Source organism: Streptococcus mitis (assembly GCF_965111725.1).
In the GTDB taxonomy this organism is placed as follows: domain Bacteria; phylum Bacillota; class Bacilli; order Lactobacillales; family Streptococcaceae; genus Streptococcus; species Streptococcus mitis_DV.
Window position 1 is genome coordinate 1,636,445 of the sequence record NZ_OZ217341.1, and the last position, 20,771, is coordinate 1,657,215.

A 20,771-nucleotide genomic window follows, 5' to 3' on the forward strand; every position below is an offset into this window, starting at 1 on the left:
TTTTCCTGTTCGAGTGGGACTACTACTAGTGTCTTTCCTAAACTGGCTAGAACTTTCAAGGATTTCCTCCTTGGTAAAAAGTTCTGACCGGACATCCTTCCATTTACTCCCAATAGCACTATTCTTCATCACTTACCCCTCTTTCTTTTAGAGCTATGTATTTTTTGAAAAAATGAGCGAATTATGATTCGATAGATTGACCAGCGGATTTAAAATTGGTGCTAACTTGTTTCTTAACAGATTTTCCTTTTCTAGGGTAAAGCAGTTCCTGTTTGCTTAACCCCAATTTTCCATGATGAATCCAATAGTAAATGGTTGAAATTCCCACGTTAACCCCTTTAGCCATCATCATTTCAGGCGAAAATTTTTGGTTATGATAGTGGAGAATCTTTTCCTTTAGTTCCTTGGTCAAGCTTGATTTCTTGACCTAACGCTTGCGATTATTTTCATAAGACTGTTGAGCATAGTCGCCATAATAAACCTCTTTGAAGCGCCCTTTTCCAAGACATTTTCGGACTGTCCCACACTTGATTTCAGTGTGGATAGTTTGAGGAACTTTTCCAAGTAGAGAGGCAATTTCTCTATTTGATTTTCCTTCTTTTTCCATCGTTCGATTAAGCGACGGCTATCGATTGTCAAATGTTTGCCTTTTGTAGTATAATTGTCTTGCATTTCTGTGCCTTTTAATCATTTCAATCTTAAATTGGACTTTTTTACTTGGGTTGTACTTAATCTATGAGGAAGACAAGAAAAAGAATATCAATCAAGTAAAGTCACAAAGTCACATTAGCTCCGAGCAACCATTGCAAATTGAGGTACTCATACAATGATTAAAACATTTCTTTCTGCCCTTTCTGTCATTCTCTTCGCTATCCCTATCATAGCTTATTCTTTTTTCCCATCTTCTAATCTTAATATTTGGCTATCTACCAGACCTATCTTGGCACAGATTTATGCCTTCCCCTTAGCTACTGCAACTATAGCTTCTATTTTAAGTTTCGTATTTTTTTCCCTATCTTTTTACAAGAAAAATAAACAAATACGGTTTTACTCTGGCATTTTGCTCTTATTATCGCTCATATTACTATTATTCGGAACAGATAAAACCCTTTCTTCCACATCAAATAATACTAAAACCTTAAAATTAGTAACTTGGAACGTCGCTAATCAAATAGAAGCACAACATATTGAGCGAATTTTTAGCCATTTTGATGCCGATATGGCTATATTCCCTGAACTAGCTACCAATATCAGAGGTGAGCAAGAAAACCAGAGAATCAAACTATTGTTTCATCAAGTTGGACTTTCTATGGCCAACTATGATATTTTCACTTCTCCATCTACCAATAGTGGAATAGCTCCTGTGACTGTGATTGTCAAGAAAAGTTATGGTTTCTATACAGAAGCTAAAACTTTTCATACAACACGTTTTGGGACAATTCTATTACATTCGAGAAAACAAAATATACCAGATATCATTGCTTTGCATACTGCTCCTCCTCTGCCAGGTTTACAGGTTTAATGGAAATCTGGAAGCAAGACTTAAATATCATTCATAATCAACTGGCTTCAAAATATCCAAAGGCTATTATTGCAGGTGATTTTAATGCAACTATGCGTCATGGAGCACTTGCAAAAATAAGCTCTCATAGGGACGCATTGAATGCACTTCCACCTTTTGAAAGAGGAACTTGGAATAGCCAAAGTCCAAAACTTTTTAATGCAACAATAGATCATATTTTATTGCCTAAAAACCACTACTATGTTAAAGATTTAGACATTGTAAGTTTTCAAAACTCTGATCATAGATGTATTTTTACAGAAATCACATTTTAATTATTTTATACTCTTCGACAATCTCTTCAAACCACGTCAGCATCGCCTTACCTTAGACATATGGTTACTGACTTCGTCAGTCTTATCTACAACCTCAAAACAGTGTTTTGAGCAACCTACGGCTAGCTTCCTAGTTTGCTTTTTGATTTTCATTGAGTATTATATAAAATCACCCCTCTAGTGTTCATGAACTAGAGGGGGAATTTGTATCATACTATCGTTTAACGCACTTCTGCATTGACTTTTTCTTCGAGCGATGCTTGGATTTTTTCCATGTAGCGTGCAACTTCTTCATCCGTTAAGCTGTCTTCTGGATTTTGGAAGGTCAAGCTATAAGCCATTGACTTCATACCAAGTCCTAATTTTTCGCCTGAGAAGACGTCAAAGAGTTTGATATCTGTCAAACGTTTTATGCCTGCAGCTTGGATCGCGTCCACAACTTCTTGGTGAGTGACTTCTGCCTTGAGGAGAAGGGCAACGTCACGGCTGACTGCTGGGAATTTAGTAATTTCCACAAATGGAGTAGCTGGTTGAAGGGCAGCTTCGATGGCTGAAAGGTTAAGCTCAGCTACATACGTTTCTGGAATATCGTAAGCCTTAGCAGTGACTGGATGCACTTGACCAAGGAAACCAAGAACTTGGTCGCCGAGTGAAATCATAGCTGTACGTCCTGGGTGGAGGCTTGCAATTTCAGCTGTAGCTGTATAGGTCACTTCTAGTCCCAAGCGAGTAAATAGGGCTTCAAGGATTCCCTTAGCATAGAAGAAATCAACTGGAACTGCTGCTGTTTGGAAATCTTTTTCAGCAACCAATCCTGTCAAGGCAAAGGCAAAACTGTTGACTTCATTTGGAAGTTCTTCTTTTGGATTGCCAGTTTGTTCAAAGACTTTTCCAATCTCGTAAAGAGCCAAGTTTTTATTCTTACGAGCCACGTTGTAGGCAACAGTGTCAAGGATACCTGAGATCATATTTTGACGGAGGACTGAACGGTCCACTGTCATTGGCCACATAAGTTCCGTAAGGTTACTTGGTTGAGCCGTAAACTCAACTGCTTTTTCAGGAGTTGTTAGAGCATAGGTGATGATTTCTGTCAAACCTGCTCCTTCAGCAATGGTACGAACCTGACGGCGGAGTTTTTGTGTGGCTGTCAATTCGCCAGCTGTCCCATCGTCTTTTGGAAGGCTGGTTGGCAAGCGGTCATATCCATAGATACGAGCGATTTCTTCAAAGAGGTCTGCCTCGATTGTGATATCCCAACGACGACGTGGTACGCTGACTGTAAAGCTGTCTGCATTTCCAGAAAGACCAAAGCCAAGACGACGGAAGACGTCTTCTACATCAGCATAAGAAAGATCAGTTCCGAGGACACGGTTAACATCAGCAAGAGTTGAAGAAACTTCCACATCAGAGGTATCAAGCTCACCCGCTGAAACAATACCTTTACGCACCGTCGCACCTGCAAGTTCTGCAATCATGCTAGCCGCCGCATCAAGAGCTTCGTTAACAGTTGCCACATTGATCCCTTTTTCAAAGCGAGAAGATGACTCAGAACGAAGGTTAAGACGACCGCTGGTCTTACGGATTGATTTTCCGTTGAAGACTGCAGCTTCAAGGACGACACGACTAGATTTCTCAGAGATTTCTGTTGCTTGACCGCCCATGACACCTGCAAGGGCTACTGGCTTGTCTGCGACAGTGATGACTAGGTCATTTGTTTCCAAGTCACGTTCTTCACCATCTAAAGTCACCAATTTTTCACCAGCACGCGCTTCACGTACACGGATGTCAGTTCCTTCAAAGGTATCCAAGTCAAAAGCATGCATAGGTTGACCAAAGTAGAGCAGGATGTAGTTGGTCACGTCCACCACGTTGTTAATGGGACGGATACCTTCATTCATAAGAAGATTTTGCAACCATTGTGGACTTGGTGCAATAGTCACATTGTCCAAGATACGGGCTGCATAGTAAGGTGCCTTGTCTGTTTCAATCCCTATAGAAAGAGCGTCTGCTGCAACTTCATTTGTTTCTGTTAGAGTAAATTCTTTAAAGTTGACTGCCTTGTCATAGATGGCTGCTACTTCGTGAGCTACCCCACGCATAGAAAGGGCATCCGCACGGTTGGGTGTGATAGAAAGTTCGATGATTTCATCATCCAAGTCTAGGTATGAGAAGACTTCCTCACCTGGAACGGCATTTTCCGGCAAGATTTGGATACCATCTGCGAATTCCTTAGGCACAACTGAGTCAGAAATTCCCAATTCACCAAGTGAACAGATCATCCCAAGTGACTCTAAGCCACGGATTTTTCCTTTTTTGATTTTGTAGTTGTCAGCGATGCGAGCTCCTGGAAGAGCCACCATAACCTTGATACCAGCACGCACATTTGGGGCACCACAGACGATTTGACGGGTTGCTTCTTCGCCAACGTTAACCTGACAAACATGGAGGTGAGTTTCTGGCACATCTTCGCAAGACAAGACCTCACCGACGACAATTTTTGAGAGACCAGCAGCAGGTGATTCGACACCTTCTACCTCGATCCCTGTAGTTGACATTTTTTCAGCCAACTCTTGTGATGGAACATCAATGTCCACCAATTCTTTTAACCATTTATAAGATACAAGCATAATTTAGTTCTCCAGAATGACAGTTGCCACTCTGGTTCTTTTCCTTTCCTATCATTTCAATAGAAGAATCATCTTCTTACCTTAATTTCTTTCTCAGTAACCAATCCGTATCTACTTTTTGACCAACCATAAAATGATGTTGGCTAAATTTTTCAAAACCATATCGATTATAAAATACTTGAGCTTTTGTATTATGCTCCCAAACACCTAACCAAGCCCAGGAAAAACTATTTTTTGTAGCAAGTTCAAGAGCGAATTCAAACAGTTGCTTACCGAATCCAAATCCTTGGAATTTTTGTAGCACATAGAGACGTTGAATTTCAAAAGCATCCTCTAATTCTCTCTCAGTCTGAGCACTTCCCCAGTTGACTTTGAGAAAACCAGCTATCTCCTCTTCATGCATAATGAAATAGGTTTCGGATTCTGGATTTTCCAACTCAGTTGACAAAACTCTCAAACTATAAGCATCTTCAAAGTATTCCTGTAACTGCTCTTCCGTATTATCATGAGCAAATGTTTCACGAAAGGTTTGTTTGGCTATTTTAGCCAACACCTCAACATCTGCCTTTTCTACTTTTCTAATCATTATTTAAACTGTTCTGAGAAGCGGACATCTCCTTGGTAGAATCCACGGATATCGTTGATTCCGTAACGGAGCATAGCTACACGCTCTTGTCCAAGACCAAAGGCAAATCCAGAGTAAACAGTCGCATCGATACCACTCATTTCAAGGACACGTGGGTGAACCATACCGGCACCCATAATTTCGATCCAACCTGTTTTCTTACATACGTTACAGCCTTCTCCACCACACTTGAAGCAAGAAACATCCACCTCAACAGATGGCTCTGTGAATGGGAAGTAAGATGGGCGCAAACGAATTTGACGCTCTTCACCAAACATTTTTTTGACAATCAACTGAAGGGTTCCTTGAAGGTCTGCCATAGAGATATTTTTCCCAACAACCAAGCCTTCAATTTGGTGGAACTGGTGACTGTGGGTTGCATCGTCCGTATCACGACGGAAGACACGCCCTGGTGAGATCATCTTCAAAGGACCTTTAGAGAAATCATGGGCATCCATGGCACGCGCTTGAACTGGAGACGTGTGAGTACGGAGTAAGATTTCTTCTGTGATATAGAATGTGTCCTGCATATCACGGGCTGGGTGGTCTTTTGGAAGGTTCATACGTTCAAAGTTATAGTAGTCTTGCTCCACTTCAAAACCATCCACGACTTGGTAACCCATACCGATGAAGATATCTTCGATTTCTTCACTGGTTTGTGTCAAAACGTGACGGTGACCAGTCGCAACTGGACGACCTGGAAGCGTCACATCGATACTCTCGCTAGCTAATTGAGCTGCAACTTTCTTTTCTTCCAAGAGCTTAGCTGTTTCTTCAAAGGCTGCTGTCAAGACATCACGAGCTTCATTGACGTGTTTCCCGATAATTGGACGCATCTCAGCAGAGACATCTTTCATCCCTTTGAGGATTTCAGTAAGTGAACCCTTTTTACCAAGGACAGAGACACGCAAATCTTGCATCTCTTTTTCATTTTCAGCAGTAATCTGCTTCAAGCTAGCCAGCGTTTCTTCACGAAGCGCTTTTAATTGTTCTTCAATAGTTGACATAATTCCTCCATCAGTCTCTCATAAGATAAAAAGAAAACCACATGCCAAAAACTCCACTCGGAGCGTTGACACGCGGTACCATCCGTTTTCATCTGACAAGTCAGACCTTCATTTCTAAATCCATGCGCAAGTGAATTCACCCAGCTTTCATATAGAGAGCTTGCAGTCACGGCTCTCCTCCCTGATATACTTCCCTTGAGTTACTAGTCTTGCGGATTCCTATTCAATTACTACTTAGTTTATCAGATTTTTACCATTCTTGCAAGACCTATCTCACTTCTGTTTGTTAGATGTGCTTCGAATGTGAAAATGTCATCATTCTCACTAAAGAAATGAAAATCATACATAGAAATTTTTAAAAGTTTTCTCTATCGTAAACCTGCCACTAGCTCAGAAGCTATACTAGCTGATTCCAAACGTAATATGGTCATTTCATCTACCTTCCCTAATAATGGCATTGCGCCATACCAAACAATGGTCTTGTTTACCAAAAGAATAGGCGTGACTATTTTTGATTGAGTAAAAGATACTTTAATTTTCTGGCTCTTCAACTGGTCTAGCCATGCTTTACTTGCAACCGTCTCTGGTATACATATCTCAATTTGACTAATCCTAAATTCTTTTAGAAAATTCATCAGTTTTGTCTGGTGCACATAAGGTAAAATAAGCATACATTCCTGTCTTTCCCCTGCCAAGTCCTCTCTCAACACCTTCTCATATCTACTATCAACATAAACGAATTGTTTCTCCTCACCCTCGATGACACGATAATCCATCTTTCGATAAGCTACTTGTCGTTTCTGAAACATCTTTTCTAAATAAGGAACATGAATATCCACATAATCGAAAATCCGCACCAAAGACTTATTCTTGTAGTTTCGATGAATCCGGCCTGCGTACTGAATCAAATTATTTTTCCAAGAAAAGGGGGCTGCCAAGATCAGCGTGTCCAACTGAGGTAAGTCAAAACCTTCGCCAATGTATTTTCCAGTAGATAACAAAACAAACCCTTTATCTAACTGTTCTAACGTCTCCAGTAAACTCGTTCTTTCTCGGACTTTGGTTTTTCCGCTAATAATGTAACAGTCATCAACCTCTTTCTCTTTCAATAACTTTTCAAAGACATCTATCTGTTGAATTCGATTGACTAGAACCAAGATATTCCGCCCTTCTGCCACTTGGGCTAGAATATCCTTGAGAATCATCTGATTCCTCACTGAGTCTATAGCAATCCAATCACTAAGCTGTATAAAATTACTTGCTTTGGTCTTTTCAATCTCCAAATGACCAAAAGAAGTGAATCTTAATTGCAATTGCCGTTTAAAATCCGTTTCCCTCTTATCAGCAGTATGGAGTATCTCACCAATTCTCTGAAAAACAATAGGCTCATGACCATTCTTACGCTCAGGCGTAGCCGTCAAACCGTAAAGATACTTCCCTCTAAACTGAGCAACAACTTTTTCAAACATCAAGGCAGAGACATGATGACACTCATCCACAATCATCATCTCATACTCATCCAAAAGACTTTGACTATTTTCCAACTTAAATAGAGATTGAATCATAACAACATCAACCAGTTTACTCAGCCATTTCTTAATCCCACCGTACTGCCCAACATAGCCGATTACCTTTTCACGACCTGATGCCGTATAACGGATAGCCTCCTCCTCTTCGAAAGTCAAAAAGCAGTTTAAGCGATCTAGCCATTGGTCTAAGAGTTGCTTATTATGGACTAGAATAATTGTTTTTGTTTTCCGTTCAGAGATAAGAGCAGCACCTAAAACGGTCTTCCCAAAACCAGTCTCCGCATGAAGTAAACCATTTTCTTTGGAAATCATATCTGACAGGGCTAACTCTTGCTCCAAAGTAAGTTCTCCCTTAAATGCTACTCTAATAGACCTTTGTACTTTTCTCCTATCCTCCACAACTACCTGCTCATACTCAATGAAAATCAAAAAGCAAACTAGGAAGCTAGCCGTAGGTTGCTCAAAGCACTGCTTTGAGGTTGTAGATAAGACTGACGAAGTCAGTTACATATATCTACGGCAAGGCGAAGCTGACGTGGTTTGAAGAGATTTTCGAAGAGTATTAAATTTATCTTGCAATGGATATAGTAAACCTCTTGGCAACCATAAATAATGTTCGGATTCTCCAAATAAATACATTCTCTCAGGAATTTGATAGGTTGGCTGTCGCATAGCCTGCTTTAAATAAAATTCGGGATTAGAAAAGGAAGCCATATTTTTCAAGAAAAACAGTGTCTTGGGTGTCACAGACGATTTTTCAAGTTGGATCATATTGGATAAGACGACCTTCAACTCCTTATCCAATTCTTGCTTGCCTAACTCCTCTTGGATTAACAGTGCCACTTTAGCAGTTGAAACCCTCTGAATTTCTTGTAGATACCTCCATTGGTCTTCATAAGGCTGAAACTGTTCATCCACAAAGACCGTTCTCCCTTGATGATAAGCTTCTCCTTGAAAAGGAAGGGCAATCAAATTACCAAATCCACCTTTAGGAAGAACATCCTGATTTGGAAACATGCGATCAAAAGAATCAAAGGACAGTTGCATACTTTCCTGCATAGCCAATTCTAATAGTTTCTTTCCAAATAAGCGAGCCTCTCGACACGAAATCGCTTCCTCAAAGAAGAACCAAATATGGAGTCCGTGACCCGAACGAGAAATCTCTAAATGGGCTTCCATCTGGCGTTCCCTGGCTATTCTTCGAATAGTTAAACCAGCTTCTTTCCAATCTCCTTCATCAAAATCCAGTACCAAAAAATAACAGCTATCATCTAAGTGCATAGGAAAGATACCGATAGCTGTCTCCCCACGAAAATGAGATTTCAAAACGGAGTCCGTCAATGTCTGGAAACTCCGTTTTTCAGGTGGCAACTGCTTCCAACCATAATCATAGGATGGAAAATACTGAATTTTCCCTTGATCATTGATAAAACTCTTAGCATAAACATCATAACGGCCAGCAAACACAGAGGTAAACAATTGTAATTTTTCTTGCGTCGTCAAGTGACTACTTTGAAGTTGGAACATCTCCTCGAACCGAGATCGTTCCATAACAAACTGACTCTTGTCTTTAAGACGTTTACACAAGAAAAACTCACTATCCCCATTAAAAGAAGAAAAGACATCAAGTACTTCTACCACAATTCCATCCAAAGACACAAAAACAGCCATAAGAGTCACCTCCTTGATTCCTATAGGCTGATTATAACAAGAATAGCTGAAATTGTACACGAAAATAAAATCCGAATAGCACTGAAAGTACGAAATAAATAGAGTTTAAACGAGCAATCTATAAAATAAAAAAAAAACACATATTATCAAGCGACCTAAATCTTTGATGATATGCGTTTTCTTGTAGGAATATTTACTTCATTTTTTTCCTAAAATTCAATGTTTACTCAGTATTAGGATTTTTAAAGATCGAGTTCTAGATACATCTTTTCTGATGACAGATCATTTTGACCACCGAGCAAGAGATTTTCAAAAAAAGCTGTTAAAAACTCAGGACGTCGCTGTAAAATCTTTGCATTATCTAATACCAAGGCATCACGAAAATACTTGGCATGTTGCTGAAATGGTGTATTATCAATATCAAAACCAAACTCACGAAGATACTGAATCAAAAAGACCGTTACTGTCCGAGTGTTTCCTTCGCGAAATGGATGAATCTGCCAGATTCCTGAAATAAAATGCTGGATTTGTTTAACCACATCCGCCTGAGTTAGTGTCGCATATGCAACTTGTTTTTCCTGATTAAAATCATAATCCAAGGTCATTTGAATCATGGAGTAATCAGAGTACACAACACTTTCACCATTCAAAACAGGTTCATTCTTTGTGATATTGGTCTGACGAAATTGCCCCACCGGAATAGAGGGTTCAAATATATCTTGAAACAACTCCTTATGAATAGCAAGTAAGGTCGCAGGACTAAAGCTAAAGCCTCTTCGAGACAATAGTTCTACAATACGTAGAGAAACCAAGTCTGCCTCTTCCGTGCTTGCATCAATAGTATGGTGATAAGCCGTTGCATCTTCATAAACCTGCTCGTAAGTCAGTTCACCCCGGGACTGTTTCTCAGCCAAAGATTCCATATACGCTGATGGCACTAGATTGTCAACTTTCTGCAGACCAAAACCTATCCGCCATAAGTCACGCTTAGCTTCATAAGACAAGTTTGGGTTGTCAATGTTGTAAGTTGGTTGCATAGAAATATCCTTTCAATTGTTTTTCTGTGTCATCGGTAAATGGTGAAATTGGGGTGAACTATAAAAAACATTCATAATAAGTTCTATGAAGAAGTAATAAAAGAGTTATACTCAACATCCCATGCACTCATTTGTAATGCCTTTTGGATGAATGGTTTGATTAAATGAATAATTCTAGCTTGCATACTTATCAAACTCATAGGATACACCACTCTGAACTCGTTGGTTTGTTCAAATCCCCCAACACCTGAGAAGAAACTGCAATGTTGTACTTCTCAGAGCGGTTCGAACATAGATGGTTTGTTGTGTAGTAAGCTGGTTTCTAGAATGTTGACTAACCATTCTAGTGTATCATTTTAATCAAATGCAAATCCATTGAATAGTTCCTTAGAAATTATAAAAAATTCCCTTTACTCTATTGCTAGCTTACAAATTTCGAAATCTAAAAAATCATCAATTATTGTTTGAACTAGCTAATCTTAGGTTAATATTTTATTTACAAAATATGTAAATACTCGTTGATTTTAGCTGATGATAATTCTTCACTAAAAAATATATATTCTATTCCTTTTTTTGAATTACCTGCACTATAGTTTAACATATAAGGGAAATGCTCAAATTTTGAGTACATATTTTGGATTTCCTCGTGAAAATCATATGTAAGAACCCATTTATGTTTACTCATATATTTGTCAATAGTGTCTCGTAATTCTAAATGATCTATGTGTTCATAAAAATTTGTGTACAATTGTTTTCCCTTAACATAATATGGTGGGTCAAAAAAAGTCAGAGAGCGTTTTGTACGATTAATATTATTTTTAATAAATTCAATAGCATCTATATTATACAAATTGATTCTACTCTTATTTTTAGCAATTAATTCAATCTTATTTATCAATACTTCTGTATTATATCTGCAATCCATTTTATAATTTCCCATTTGGGCTCTGCCGCCTATGGGACCAGCTTGAATAATTCCTGATCGATTTGTTCTATTTAGATAGAATGTAGAGAAACCTAATGTAAGTAAGTCGACATTTTCTTTGTTTCTTTGAATAGCTTGCTGCTTATCCCATTCTTCAATCGTAAATACTGCCTCTTTTACTTTTTTTATAAAAGAATCAGTATCGTGTAAAATTGAAAACCACATCGCATAAACAGATCTATCAAAATCATTTAACATTATTTTTTTGACGTCATTATTGAGCAACAATTTTAGTGCTACTGCGGCTCCCCCGCAAAATGGTTCTATATAAGTATCAATATTGTTATTCTCTACCAAATATTTAATATATTGGTAAGTTTTATTTTTTCCTCCAGGATAACGTAATGGGCTAAAATTATCCATTATTTACTCCTTCTACCAATCTATTAAAAATAACAGAAAAATATCTCTTAAATTTCCGACCAATTGACTGAATAGTAGTAATACTAATTTCAGTTTTATAATCGTGAATTAAACCATTCAATGTTTCTATATCAATATCGTGTTTATTAAAAGTTTTTGCTTCCGTTTTTGAAAGCTTTTTATTTGTCACCAAGTGATTTTTAACGACTGAAACAAGAGCAGGTAATTTTTCTGGTGGTTGTTTTATATCGACTAAATCAACATAAGCTTTAGTACTGTATTCTATTAAACTTCTTAAAAGGAATGCAATAATAATGTGATCACCTGTATTCATTGACAAAACATTCAAATTTTGCAATTTTTTAATTACTTCATAAATTTTAAAGTAATTAGTATTAGATGATAATTTTGCCAAAGATTCATCATACCAATTTTGTTCGAATAGCACTTGATAATCCTGTTGTTTATTATCAAAATCTACATTTAAGAAAATTTTAAAATATTTAATAATCCCATTGTATTGAACTTCAATATCATATGTACCATTTTCTGAAATAGAATCAATGATATTATCTTTAATCACAATATTTTGATGAGAACAACTAACTGAGATTCGTGCATAGTCAGAACTTTGTTTTGGAATCCGGTCACCTTTTTCGTCAACTAGAAAAATACACTTGGTCAAATCATAATTCCTTTGTCCAATAGTTATCTGAGTTGTAGGAACAAAAAATTTATATTTTGTTTCCTGATTCGGTGAATCAGATGTTTTTTTATTATCCTTCAGACTGTCTTCAGTATTTTTGATGCCATTATCTAAAGAATTTTCTGATGTATTCTCATTAAACGATTCTGTTGTTTCAAAAGCTTTATATTCTCTAATTTTTTCAGCTAATCCCGGGATTACTTTGTTATCTATAATAATTTTGTTCCATTGTTCCTGTTTACTAAATACCCGTGTATCTAATTTTTTATCAATCCAAACTGCCTTACCAAGTAATCCTAATATTTCATGATATATTTTTTCATTTTTTACTATTGCTTGGAACTCATCATTAAATTCAAACTTTAAGTCCTTACTCAATGGTCTTAAAACTCTCGATACTAGCACATCTGTATCTAAATGTGTTAGTTTTTCCAAATCAGATTTATAAATTTTAGTTGCATTATGAACTGCAGTTAAATAATTTAATTGTTGTATTGAATTTCTAATTGCTGTTTTTCCTTCCGGAGTAATACTTTTAATTTTTTCTAAAGATTCGTCACTAGATAGTCCTTTTTTTCTGTATTGGGTATAAAGATTATGATAAAATACCCTTTTATCAGTAGCACTCCATGTTTTAATTCCATCTACATGTTTTGCACTAATCTTAAAAAGAGCCTTATCTCTAGTATCTTCTTTTACTACGTCACAACTAACTTCAAAATCTTGAATGTTCAGATTCAATTGTTCAATTTTCTTCCTTTCCGAACTTGTTAATAAGTACGAATATTGAAACAAAAGTTTTAGTGAAGCAATTCTTCGATTACCTTCTAACACAGTATAACTAACTTTTCTAGAGGTTCCACTTTTCAAAACAATAATACGTTCACCTATTGTATTATAACCATTTTCGACAATTTGAAATGCGAGCTCTTTAATTTGTTCAAAATTAATCAAATATCTAATTATTTCTTCCTCAGTATTAAAATCAAACATTGAAAATCTAGGATTATTGAAATCTAGATTAATCTCTAAAGGATTTAAGACAACAGTATCAAACATAAATATTCCTTTCACAACTGTTATAATTATAATTGATATTATACCAAAAACCCCAGCAAATTGCCGAGGCTTATAGTTTATCCCACCAACTTCTTCATCTCATCAATACGTGCGACGGTCGCGTCGTATTTAGCTTGGTAGTCAGCTTGTTTGTCGCGTTCTTTCTGGACAACTTCTGGTTTGGCATTGGCTACGAAGCGTTCGTTAGAGAGCTTCTTACCGACCATATCCAGTTCTTTTTGCCATTTAGCCAGTTCCTTGTCGAGACGAGCCAGTTCTTCTTCGACATTGAGGAGGTCAGCCAGTGGCAAGTAGATTTCTGCTCCTGTGATGACGCTTGACATTGCGAGCTCAGGTGCAGGGATAGTTGATGCGATTTCCAAGTGTTCTGGATTTGTGAAGCGTTTGATGTAGTTGACATTGCTGTTAAAGAAGGCTTCCAAGTCGCTATCGCTTGTCTTAACAAGGATGGTGATTGGCTTGCTTGGAGCTACATTTACTTCTGCACGCGCATTACGAACGGCACGGATTAAGTCTTTGAGGCTTTCGACACCAGTGTGGGCAGCAAGGTCTTCAAAGGCTGGATTAACAGTTGGGTATTCTGCTGTAACGATAGAGCCTTCTGAGATTTGTCCAAAGATTTCCTCTGTCACGAATGGCATGATTGGGTGAAGGAGACGAAGGATCTTGTCCAGAGTGTAAAGGAGAACAGAGCGTGTGATGACTTTCTCTTCTTCGTTATCGCTATAAAGGACTTCCTTGGTCAACTCAACGTACCAGTCCGCAAACTCATCCCAAATGAAGTTGTAGAGGATGTGTCCAGCGACACCAAACTCAAACTTGTCAAAATTGGCAGTAGCTTTGCCGATGGTTTCATTGAGGTTGTGGAGAATCCAACGGTCTGTGACATTTCCAGCTTCCTTGTTGGCAACTTTTTCCACATTGGCAGTTGCTTGCTCAAGGGTCAAGCCTTCATTGTTCATGAGGATGTAGCGAGAGATGTTCCAGATCTTGTTAATGAAGTTCCATGAGGCATCCATTTTCTCGTAAGAGAAGCGCACGTCTTGTCCTGGTGCAGAACCGTTTGAAAGGAACCATCGAAGGGCATCGGCACCGTATTTCTCGATGACATCCATTGGGTCAATCCCGTTACCGAGAGATTTAGACATCTTGCGTCCTTGCTCGTCACGAATGAGACCATGGATAAGAACGTTTTGGAATGGCTGACGGCCAGTGAATTCCAATGATTGGAAGATCATACGAGACACCCAAAAGAAGATGATGTCGTAACCTGTTACCAAGGTTGAAGTTGGGAAGTAGCGTTTGAAGTCTGCTGAGTCGACATCAGGCCAGCCCATGGTTGAGAATGGCCAAAGGGCAGAACTGAACCACGTATCCAAGACATCTTCGTCCTGAGTCCAACCTTCACCATCTGGAGCTTCTTCGCCAACGTACATTTCACCCTCAGCATTGTACCAAGCAGGGATTTGGTGACCCCACCAGAGCTGACGAGAGATTACCCAGTCATGGACATTTTCCATCCATTGGAGGAAGGTATCGTTGAAACGAGGTGGGTAGAATTCGACCTTGTCCTCTGTGTCTTGGTTGGCAATAGCATTTTTCGCCAATTGGTCCATCTTAACGAACCATTGTGTAGACAAGCGTGGCTCAACCACCACACCAGTACGCTCTGAGTGACCAACACTGTGGACACGTTTTTCGATTTTAACAAGGGCACCGATTTCTTCCAGCTTAGCAACGACTGCCTTACGAGCTTCGAAACGGTCCATGCCTGCAAATTCGAAAGCCAAATCGTTCATGGTTCCGTCGTCGTTCATGACGTTGACTTGTGGTAAGTTATGGCGTTGACCAACCAAGAAGTCATTTGGATCGTGGGCAGGGGTGATTTTCACAACACCTGTACCAAACTCAGGGTCTGCGTGTTCGTCGGCAACGATTGGGATGAGTTTATTAGCGATTGGAAGGATGACATTTTTTCCGATCAAGTCCTTGTAGCGTGGGTCTTCTGGATTGACCGCAACGGCAACGTCCCCAAACATAGTCTCAGGACGAGTTGTGGCAACTTCAAGGGCGCGTGAACCGTCTTCCAGCATGTAGTTCATGTGGTAGAAGGCACCTTCGACATCCTTGTGGATAACCTCGATATCAGAAAGGGCTGTGCGAGCTGCTGGGTCCCAGTTTATGATAAACTCACCACGGTAGATCCAGCCTTTCCTGTAAAGGTCCACAAAGACCTTACGAACAGCTTTTGACAAACCTTCGTCAAGGGTGAAACGCTCACGAGAGTAGTCTACAGAAAGCCCCATCTTGCCCCATTGCTCCTTGATAGTAGTGGCATATTCGTCTTTCCATTCCCAGACTTTATCTAGGAATTTTTCACGACCGAGATCGTAACGAGTAATGCCCTCACCACGCAAGCGTTCCTCTACCTTAGCCTGAGTGGCAATCCCCGCGTGGTCCATCCCTGGAAGCCAAAGGGTATCAAAACCTTGCATGCGTTTTTGACGGATGATGATATCTTGCAAAGTCGTATCCCAAGCGTGACCAAGGTGAAGCTTACCAGTTACATTTGGTGGTGGAATCACGATTGAATAAGGCTTAGCCTTTTGATCGCCTGAAGGCTTGAAAACATCCGCATCAAGCCATTTTTGGTAACGACCAGCCTCAACCTCGGCTGGATTGTATTTAGGTGAAAGTTCTTTAGACATGTGTGTTCTCCTTGTTTAAGTAGTTCAATATCTTAAAAATTTGTTCTAACTCTTGTTTTTGCATATAAGAAGTCATATAGTTATAATCTGGCAATCCAGTTTCAGCAACTGGTAACATAATCTTTTGACGTTTCATGCGTTCTCCATTGAATTTATAACCATAGGCATACTTGATTTTTTGCGACAAAATCATTTGTTTCAAGAAAAGGTAGGTATATTTGTTTCCGTATATTCCATCTTTCCATTTCAATCGTTTGACATCATCAGAAAAAATGGCTTCGTAGGGATGATAGAAATTCTCAACGACGCTACCATTGTAATTTACACCAAGCACATTTGCATCAAGACTTTTATTTTTATTAGATACAAAGGCTGTAACCCCATTATCGCTATCGCTAGCACCTACAAATGGTCTCAATCCAATTTCTTGATTTGCTTTTGTCAAACGAACGCCCGATTTAATCTCACAAACATCCTCAATCCAGAAATCTTTCCAAGAAATTTCACAAACTTTTTCTTTAAGAATGTTCATCATTCTGATATATATATATATATTCTATCACTTCTTGGACTTTGTCAAGTTCTAATTTTTTCACAAAGTCAGACATATATTGGAAATTTGGATTTCCCTTTTCATCGGAAGGAAGTACTAGAGTTTCTCGTTTCAATCTTTCTTGGTTTCGTTTATATCCAAAATTATATTTTCCTCTAACTTGATCAGCTATTGTAGTTATAAACTTAGCATTATATTCATTCAGATATTGATTATATCCCACTGTTATATCTTGTGATGCAATAAAGTCTTCTTTTTTATAGACACTATACCCCATTGAACCTTCGCCGTTACGAATGAAAGCAATAGCATTCCCAGAATATATAAGATTTTCTTTTCGCTTCACAAAATCCAAAACACCATTATTGCGATTAGTTGCTCCAACGTAGCTAATCCCATCAGATGTATTTTTTTCTAAATGATTAAGTCCTTTACTGCTTTTTGTAACTAAATCAAAAATGTCTCCTAGCTTAAATGTTTTCCATTCTACCTTATCTAGTCCTACCACATCTCCAGCTAGTTCAATCAATTTTCGCTCATAATAATCAATGATTTTCTGAGCTTGTTGCTTCTGTTCTTGCTTGATGTAATCTTCCATGAACTGCCAGTTAGGCTGACCTTGGGAATCGATAGGGAGAATAAGTCGTGTTCGATTAAGTCGACCTAGGGTCGCACCATTTCCTCCCCAATTAAACTTTTGCATTTGAATTTTAATAGAGGGAATTATGAACATAGCTGTATATTTGTTTAGATTGTTATTTCTTAAAACTTGAATATTCTGGCCTGTATAAAAAGCAGTTGGCTGATAAAAAACGGTTTGGGTATCCAAGCCTATTGTGATTACATTTCCTTCATCAATATTATATCGATTATTTTGTTTATCAGTAATAAACATATTTATTCCGTTTTGCATATCAGTCCGGGTTATATACGGAATTAAACCTACATCAATATTAAGTTTATTTTTATCAATACCACTTTTTGTTGAAGTGATATCAAACAATCCATTTGAACCACCGATAAAAAACTCTCCCCACTCCACATCCGTCAATTTCAACTTACTCATCTTTGTCACCTGCCATTAGTTTTTTGATTTGCTTGTCAAAATCCGACACGATCTTCTGGGTACGGTTGAATTTCTCATATTCTTGACTGGCTTTCTCATCTGCCTGTTTTTTAGAAATAGATCCTTTTCCTTCTAGAATGTCATATTCATTAAAAGAAAGAAAGCGATCAATACTTTCTGCCAAGGATTGCATGGTAAAGGTATTACGTCGCTCAACCAGACCTTCAATATAGTCGAAGTAAGAGGTTATGGTACGCTCTAGTTGACGGATTTCGGTTTCTTGCAAATAATTCTTAGCAACTGTCACATCCGATTTCAGTACTCGTCCATCTGGTGCATTCTTCCAAGTCGTTAATCCCATTTGTTTCTTATCAGCGTCTGCCTTATGATAAATAATCTCAGCAGCGGTATTACCTGTAATAGCAAAATGAAACTTGTTCTGCACCATAGCATAGAAATTCTTAGTGATTTCAGAATTTCTATCGTAGTCAATAGCGCATTCCGCAAAAATATCGGTTATTTGCTGATAAATACGGCGTTCACTGGCACGGATGGAACGGATTCGCTCTAAGAGTTCACGGAAGTAATCTTGACCAAAGACCGTTTGTCCCTGTTTAAGACGCTCATCATCAAGTACGAACCCCTTAATAATAAATTCTTTTAAGGTATTCGTTGCCCAAATTCGAAATTGTGTCGCCTTTGTTGAGTTAGCACGATAACCAACTGATATGATAGCATCAAGATTATAATACTCCAATTCGCGCTGAACCGCTCTATTTCCCTCTTTTTGAACTGTTCGAAATTTTCGAACAGTTGCCATCTTATCTAACTCGCCATCACTATAAATATTTGATAAATGGTGACTAACTGTTGATTTAGAAACTCCGAATAACTCGGAAATCCCTTTTTGTGTCAACCAAAGATTTTCATCTTGTAAGAGAATATTTAAATTAACATCACCATTAGGTGTCGTATAAAGGACAAAATTAGAAATTTCATTCATACTTGTCACCTTTTTCCGCTACCATCGGAAGTTCCTCAATATCAGTATTTTCTTGATAATTCTCTTTTTCTTCTATTCCGAAAAGATAACCTCGGCCATGAGTAATCATATTGACTTCAAAAGTGAGGTAATCTGCAATGGTCTTTTGAAAATCTTCCTCAGAAGGAATTTCATCATTAAAGTAATAGAAAGAGTGAAGCCATTCATCATCAGCTTCGATTGTTGTTTGAACACAGAACTTAGTTTCTGCTTCTGTGCGATCAAACCAGACATCAAGCAAGTGTTGTTTTTTATCCTTAGCTGTAGCTGTTTCAACCAGACCGATATGTTTAGAAACTTCAAAACCATCATTTTCAAAGTTGATAAATTTGCATTCTTTTTCCGGACGATGCGGTATACCAGCTGTAAATACTGCAATACAGGGATTTGTTCCTACTCCATAAAAGGTATTCTTATTAAGTGTGATAACCCCCTCTAAAGTATGATGTTTTAAAATGTTTTGTTTAGCTTCTTTTTCAAACTTAGTCTTCCCTGTAAAGGTGGACTGAGGAACAATGACAACAGCCTTAGCCCCTTCAACTAAAGAATTTAACAGATGTTCTGTAAAGTTGATTTCATATAATTCAGTATTAGTTGTTGAACCTCTTGAATACGGCGGATTCATCATACCAACATTGCATTGTTTTAGCTGAAGCTTACTAGAATTTTGGCGCAGAAAGTCTTGGTTTTCTAGGTTGCTTTTCCCATCACCCCGCAATATCATATTCGTCGTAGCAATTGTAAACATATAAGATTGCTCCTCTATTCCGAATAGCTGATGTTTGCGAATTTGCTCACGTTGATAATCACTTTCCGCTTTTGTTAACATATCATGCATGGCAGCGATTAGGAAACCTGCTGTACCACAAGTCGGATCAAAAACCTTATCTGTCGGCTTTAAATCAACTAAATCACAAAAAAGTTCTGTAATATGTTTTGGTGTTAAGACAATACCTAAGTTCTGACCGTCTCCTCCAGAGTAAGACATAAATTCCCCGTAGAAACGACCAAGATAATCTTCGGCAGAACTGTTATATCTTAAACTTTGATAGATACTCTTATAAAGAAATTCTGTAAAGTGTTTGATAGGTGTTTTGCCTAGATTAGCATTTTTTTCATTAATTTTCACATCGTCTCTGATGATAGCAAACTGACTAAGTAATTTATCTTTTTTTACTTCGGGAGATACATTAGCACGCTGAAGATTAGACTTGATGGCAGTATATATCTTTGACCCATCTGTTTTTACAGTATCTCCAGTTAAACTTTCCAGAGAGAAGTTTCCATACTCTGTTTCTCTCAATGCTAACAGGATTCCCGAAACAATCAGTGGTTTATTCTTTTCCTCAGTATTACCGTAATTTCTTAGATCATTATGTAAAGTTGCTGCATCTTTTAAAATTTCAGCTGTTTCTTTTTCAAAATTGGTTTCTTCTTGAAGGATCTCTTTTACGTAATACTCATCAATATTATCTATTGAAAAGGAAATCAAAGTCTCAATGTCTGCAAGTTCAAAATACTCACCACGTTCATTTACAAAAACAGGAGTAATGCGGTGTTTTTTTTCATTACCACTAATCCCTACGGCAATAATTTTTTTATAACTAACCTTATCTGCTAAATGCTTAGCATAAAAGACCGCCCCATTAACCGCATAGTCTGTATTTGATTTAATATCATCAGCAATTAAGTCATCATCTGTATAATTGATATGTTTTGATAATCCAGGTTTATCCTCAATAATGATTAAAAAGTCCTTAACAATTCCAACGTATTCTGGAAAACCTGAATTTCCAGTCCCTTTTTTCGAGGCAGTTTTCAGAGCCTCATCAATCTCTTTAATATTACTTCCCTGTGCATCAAAATTTTCACGAATTCCTGCTTCCTTTAAAAGTTCATGAACCCATAAATCAGTATTTACTTCTTTTTTTGCCAT

At 38.0% G+C, this 20,771-nt stretch carries 13 protein-coding genes and 4 pseudogenes; 2 read left to right on the forward strand and 15 right to left on the reverse strand.

The window, feature by feature from the left end:
* Positions 1-51: 51 nt before the first annotated feature.
* Both ACLV7Q_RS07890 and ACLV7Q_RS07895 read right to left on the reverse strand, forming a co-directional pair.
* Positions 52-129: pseudogene (locus tag ACLV7Q_RS07890) on the reverse strand (transcriptional regulator); the annotation flags it as partial.
* A gap of 58 nt (positions 130-187) precedes the next feature.
* Positions 188-672: pseudogene (locus ACLV7Q_RS07895) on the reverse strand (transposase); the annotation flags it as partial.
* A 154-nt stretch (positions 673-826) separates the two neighbouring features.
* On the opposite strand from ACLV7Q_RS07895, the pseudogene ACLV7Q_RS07900 reads away from it, so the two are divergent.
* Positions 827-1,836 (forward strand): annotated as a pseudogene (locus ACLV7Q_RS07900) (endonuclease/exonuclease/phosphatase family protein).
* A 221-nt stretch (positions 1,837-2,057) separates the two neighbouring features.
* On the opposite strand, the gene pheT reads toward ACLV7Q_RS07900, so the two are convergent.
* From pheT to ACLV7Q_RS07920, 4 genes and pseudogenes are all read right to left on the reverse strand, one after another.
* Positions 2,058-4,463, reverse strand: a complete 2,406-nt coding sequence (pheT, locus tag ACLV7Q_RS07905) for a phenylalanine--tRNA ligase subunit beta (RefSeq protein ID WP_218756988.1) — start codon at positions 4,461-4,463, stop codon at positions 2,058-2,060.
* A 76-nt stretch (positions 4,464-4,539) separates the two neighbouring features.
* Positions 4,540-5,049, reverse strand: a complete 510-nt coding sequence (locus ACLV7Q_RS07910) for a GNAT family N-acetyltransferase (RefSeq protein WP_218756989.1) — start codon at positions 5,047-5,049, stop codon at positions 4,540-4,542.
* Positions 5,049-6,095, reverse strand: a complete 1,047-nt coding sequence (pheS, locus tag ACLV7Q_RS07915) for a phenylalanine--tRNA ligase subunit alpha (protein WP_218756990.1) — start codon at positions 6,093-6,095, stop codon at positions 5,049-5,051. The genes ACLV7Q_RS07910 and pheS overlap by 1 nt, the downstream gene beginning before the upstream one ends.
* Positions 6,096-6,463: 368 nt before the next feature.
* Positions 6,464-7,900, reverse strand: a pseudogene (locus ACLV7Q_RS07920) (DEAD/DEAH box helicase); the annotation flags it as partial.
* 142 nt (positions 7,901-8,042) lie between these two features.
* On the opposite strand from ACLV7Q_RS07920, the gene ACLV7Q_RS07925 reads away from it, so the two are divergent.
* Positions 8,043-8,168: a hypothetical protein gene (locus ACLV7Q_RS07925; protein ID WP_411866004.1), complete on the forward strand. Its 126-nt coding sequence runs from the start codon at positions 8,043-8,045 to the stop codon at positions 8,166-8,168.
* Here ACLV7Q_RS07925 and ACLV7Q_RS07930 read toward each other — a convergent pair.
* The 9 genes from ACLV7Q_RS07930 to ACLV7Q_RS07970 form a co-directional block, all read right to left on the reverse strand.
* On the reverse strand, positions 8,129-9,295 hold the full coding sequence (locus ACLV7Q_RS07930; RefSeq protein ID WP_225904682.1) for a TOTE conflict system archaeo-eukaryotic primase domain-containing protein: 1,167 nt from the start codon (positions 9,293-9,295) through the stop codon (positions 8,129-8,131). The genes ACLV7Q_RS07925 and ACLV7Q_RS07930 overlap by 40 nt on opposite strands.
* A 242-nt stretch (positions 9,296-9,537) precedes the next feature.
* Positions 9,538-10,332 (reverse strand): Fic family protein, encoded by a 795-nt coding sequence (locus ACLV7Q_RS07935; protein WP_218756991.1) that lies wholly within the window; start codon positions 10,330-10,332, stop codon positions 9,538-9,540.
* 496 nt (positions 10,333-10,828) lie between these two features.
* The gene (locus ACLV7Q_RS07940) at positions 10,829-11,680 is read right to left on the reverse strand and encodes a DNA adenine methylase (RefSeq protein ID WP_218756992.1); all 852 of its coding nucleotides are present in this window, start codon (positions 11,678-11,680) and stop codon (positions 10,829-10,831) included.
* Complete coding sequence (locus ACLV7Q_RS07945) at positions 11,673-13,445, reverse strand: hypothetical protein (RefSeq protein ID WP_218756993.1); 1,773 nt, start codon at positions 13,443-13,445, stop codon at positions 11,673-11,675. Before ACLV7Q_RS07945 ends, ACLV7Q_RS07940 begins: the two co-directional genes overlap by 8 nt.
* A 77-nt stretch (positions 13,446-13,522) precedes the next feature.
* Positions 13,523-16,174, reverse strand: coding sequence for a valine--tRNA ligase (locus ACLV7Q_RS07950; protein ID WP_218756994.1), 2,652 nt, complete (start codon positions 16,172-16,174; stop codon positions 13,523-13,525).
* The gene (locus ACLV7Q_RS07955; RefSeq protein ID WP_218756995.1) at positions 16,167-16,709 is read right to left on the reverse strand and encodes a restriction endonuclease subunit S; all 543 of its coding nucleotides are present in this window, start codon (positions 16,707-16,709) and stop codon (positions 16,167-16,169) included. Before ACLV7Q_RS07955 ends, ACLV7Q_RS07950 begins: the two co-directional genes overlap by 8 nt.
* Positions 16,693-17,793 carry a restriction endonuclease subunit S gene (locus tag ACLV7Q_RS07960; RefSeq protein ID WP_218756996.1) on the reverse strand — a complete coding sequence of 367 codons (1,101 nt, stop codon included), beginning with the start codon at positions 17,791-17,793 and terminating at the stop codon, positions 16,693-16,695. Before ACLV7Q_RS07960 ends, ACLV7Q_RS07955 begins: the two co-directional genes overlap by 17 nt.
* The gene (gene rhuM, locus ACLV7Q_RS07965) at positions 17,786-18,796 is read right to left on the reverse strand and encodes a RhuM family protein (protein WP_218756997.1); all 1,011 of its coding nucleotides are present in this window, start codon (positions 18,794-18,796) and stop codon (positions 17,786-17,788) included. Before rhuM ends, ACLV7Q_RS07960 begins: the two co-directional genes overlap by 8 nt.
* Positions 18,789-20,771: an HsdM family class I SAM-dependent methyltransferase gene (locus ACLV7Q_RS07970; protein ID WP_218756998.1), complete on the reverse strand. Its 1,983-nt coding sequence runs from the start codon at positions 20,769-20,771 to the stop codon at positions 18,789-18,791. Before ACLV7Q_RS07970 ends, rhuM begins: the two co-directional genes overlap by 8 nt.

What these genes read in the sequence shown, in the direction of transcription:
- pheT (WP_218756988.1), bottom strand. Translation starts at nt 4,463, where the DNA reads ATGCTTGTATCTTATAAATGGTTAAAAGAATTGGTGGACATTGATGTT.
- ACLV7Q_RS07925 (WP_411866004.1), top strand. Translation starts at nt 8,043, where the DNA reads ATGAAAATCAAAAAGCAAACTAGGAAGCTAGCCGTAGGTTGCTCAAAG.
- ACLV7Q_RS07955 (WP_218756995.1), bottom strand. Translation starts at nt 16,709, where the DNA reads ATGATGAACATTCTTAAAGAAAAAGTTTGTGAAATTTCTTGGAAAGAT.
- ACLV7Q_RS07945 (WP_218756993.1), bottom strand. Translation starts at nt 13,445, where the DNA reads ATGTTTGATACTGTTGTCTTAAATCCTTTAGAGATTAATCTAGATTTC.
- rhuM (WP_218756997.1), bottom strand. Translation starts at nt 18,796, where the DNA reads ATGAATGAAATTTCTAATTTTGTCCTTTATACGACACCTAATGGTGAT.
- pheS (WP_218756990.1), bottom strand. Translation starts at nt 6,095, where the DNA reads ATGTCAACTATTGAAGAACAATTAAAAGCGCTTCGTGAAGAAACGCTG.
- ACLV7Q_RS07970 (WP_218756998.1), bottom strand. Translation starts at nt 20,771, where the DNA reads ATGGCAAAAAAAGAAGTAAATACTGATTTATGGGTTCATGAACTTTTA.
- ACLV7Q_RS07960 (WP_218756996.1), bottom strand. Translation starts at nt 17,793, where the DNA reads ATGAGTAAGTTGAAATTGACGGATGTGGAGTGGGGAGAGTTTTTTATC.
- ACLV7Q_RS07930 (WP_225904682.1), bottom strand. Translation starts at nt 9,295, where the DNA reads ATGGCTGTTTTTGTGTCTTTGGATGGAATTGTGGTAGAAGTACTTGAT.
- ACLV7Q_RS07935 (WP_218756991.1), bottom strand. Translation starts at nt 10,332, where the DNA reads ATGCAACCAACTTACAACATTGACAACCCAAACTTGTCTTATGAAGCT.
- ACLV7Q_RS07950 (WP_218756994.1), bottom strand. Translation starts at nt 16,174, where the DNA reads ATGTCTAAAGAACTTTCACCTAAATACAATCCAGCCGAGGTTGAGGCT.
- ACLV7Q_RS07940 (WP_218756992.1), bottom strand. Translation starts at nt 11,680, where the DNA reads ATGGATAATTTTAGCCCATTACGTTATCCTGGAGGAAAAAATAAAACT.
- ACLV7Q_RS07910 (WP_218756989.1), bottom strand. Translation starts at nt 5,049, where the DNA reads ATGATTAGAAAAGTAGAAAAGGCAGATGTTGAGGTGTTGGCTAAAATA.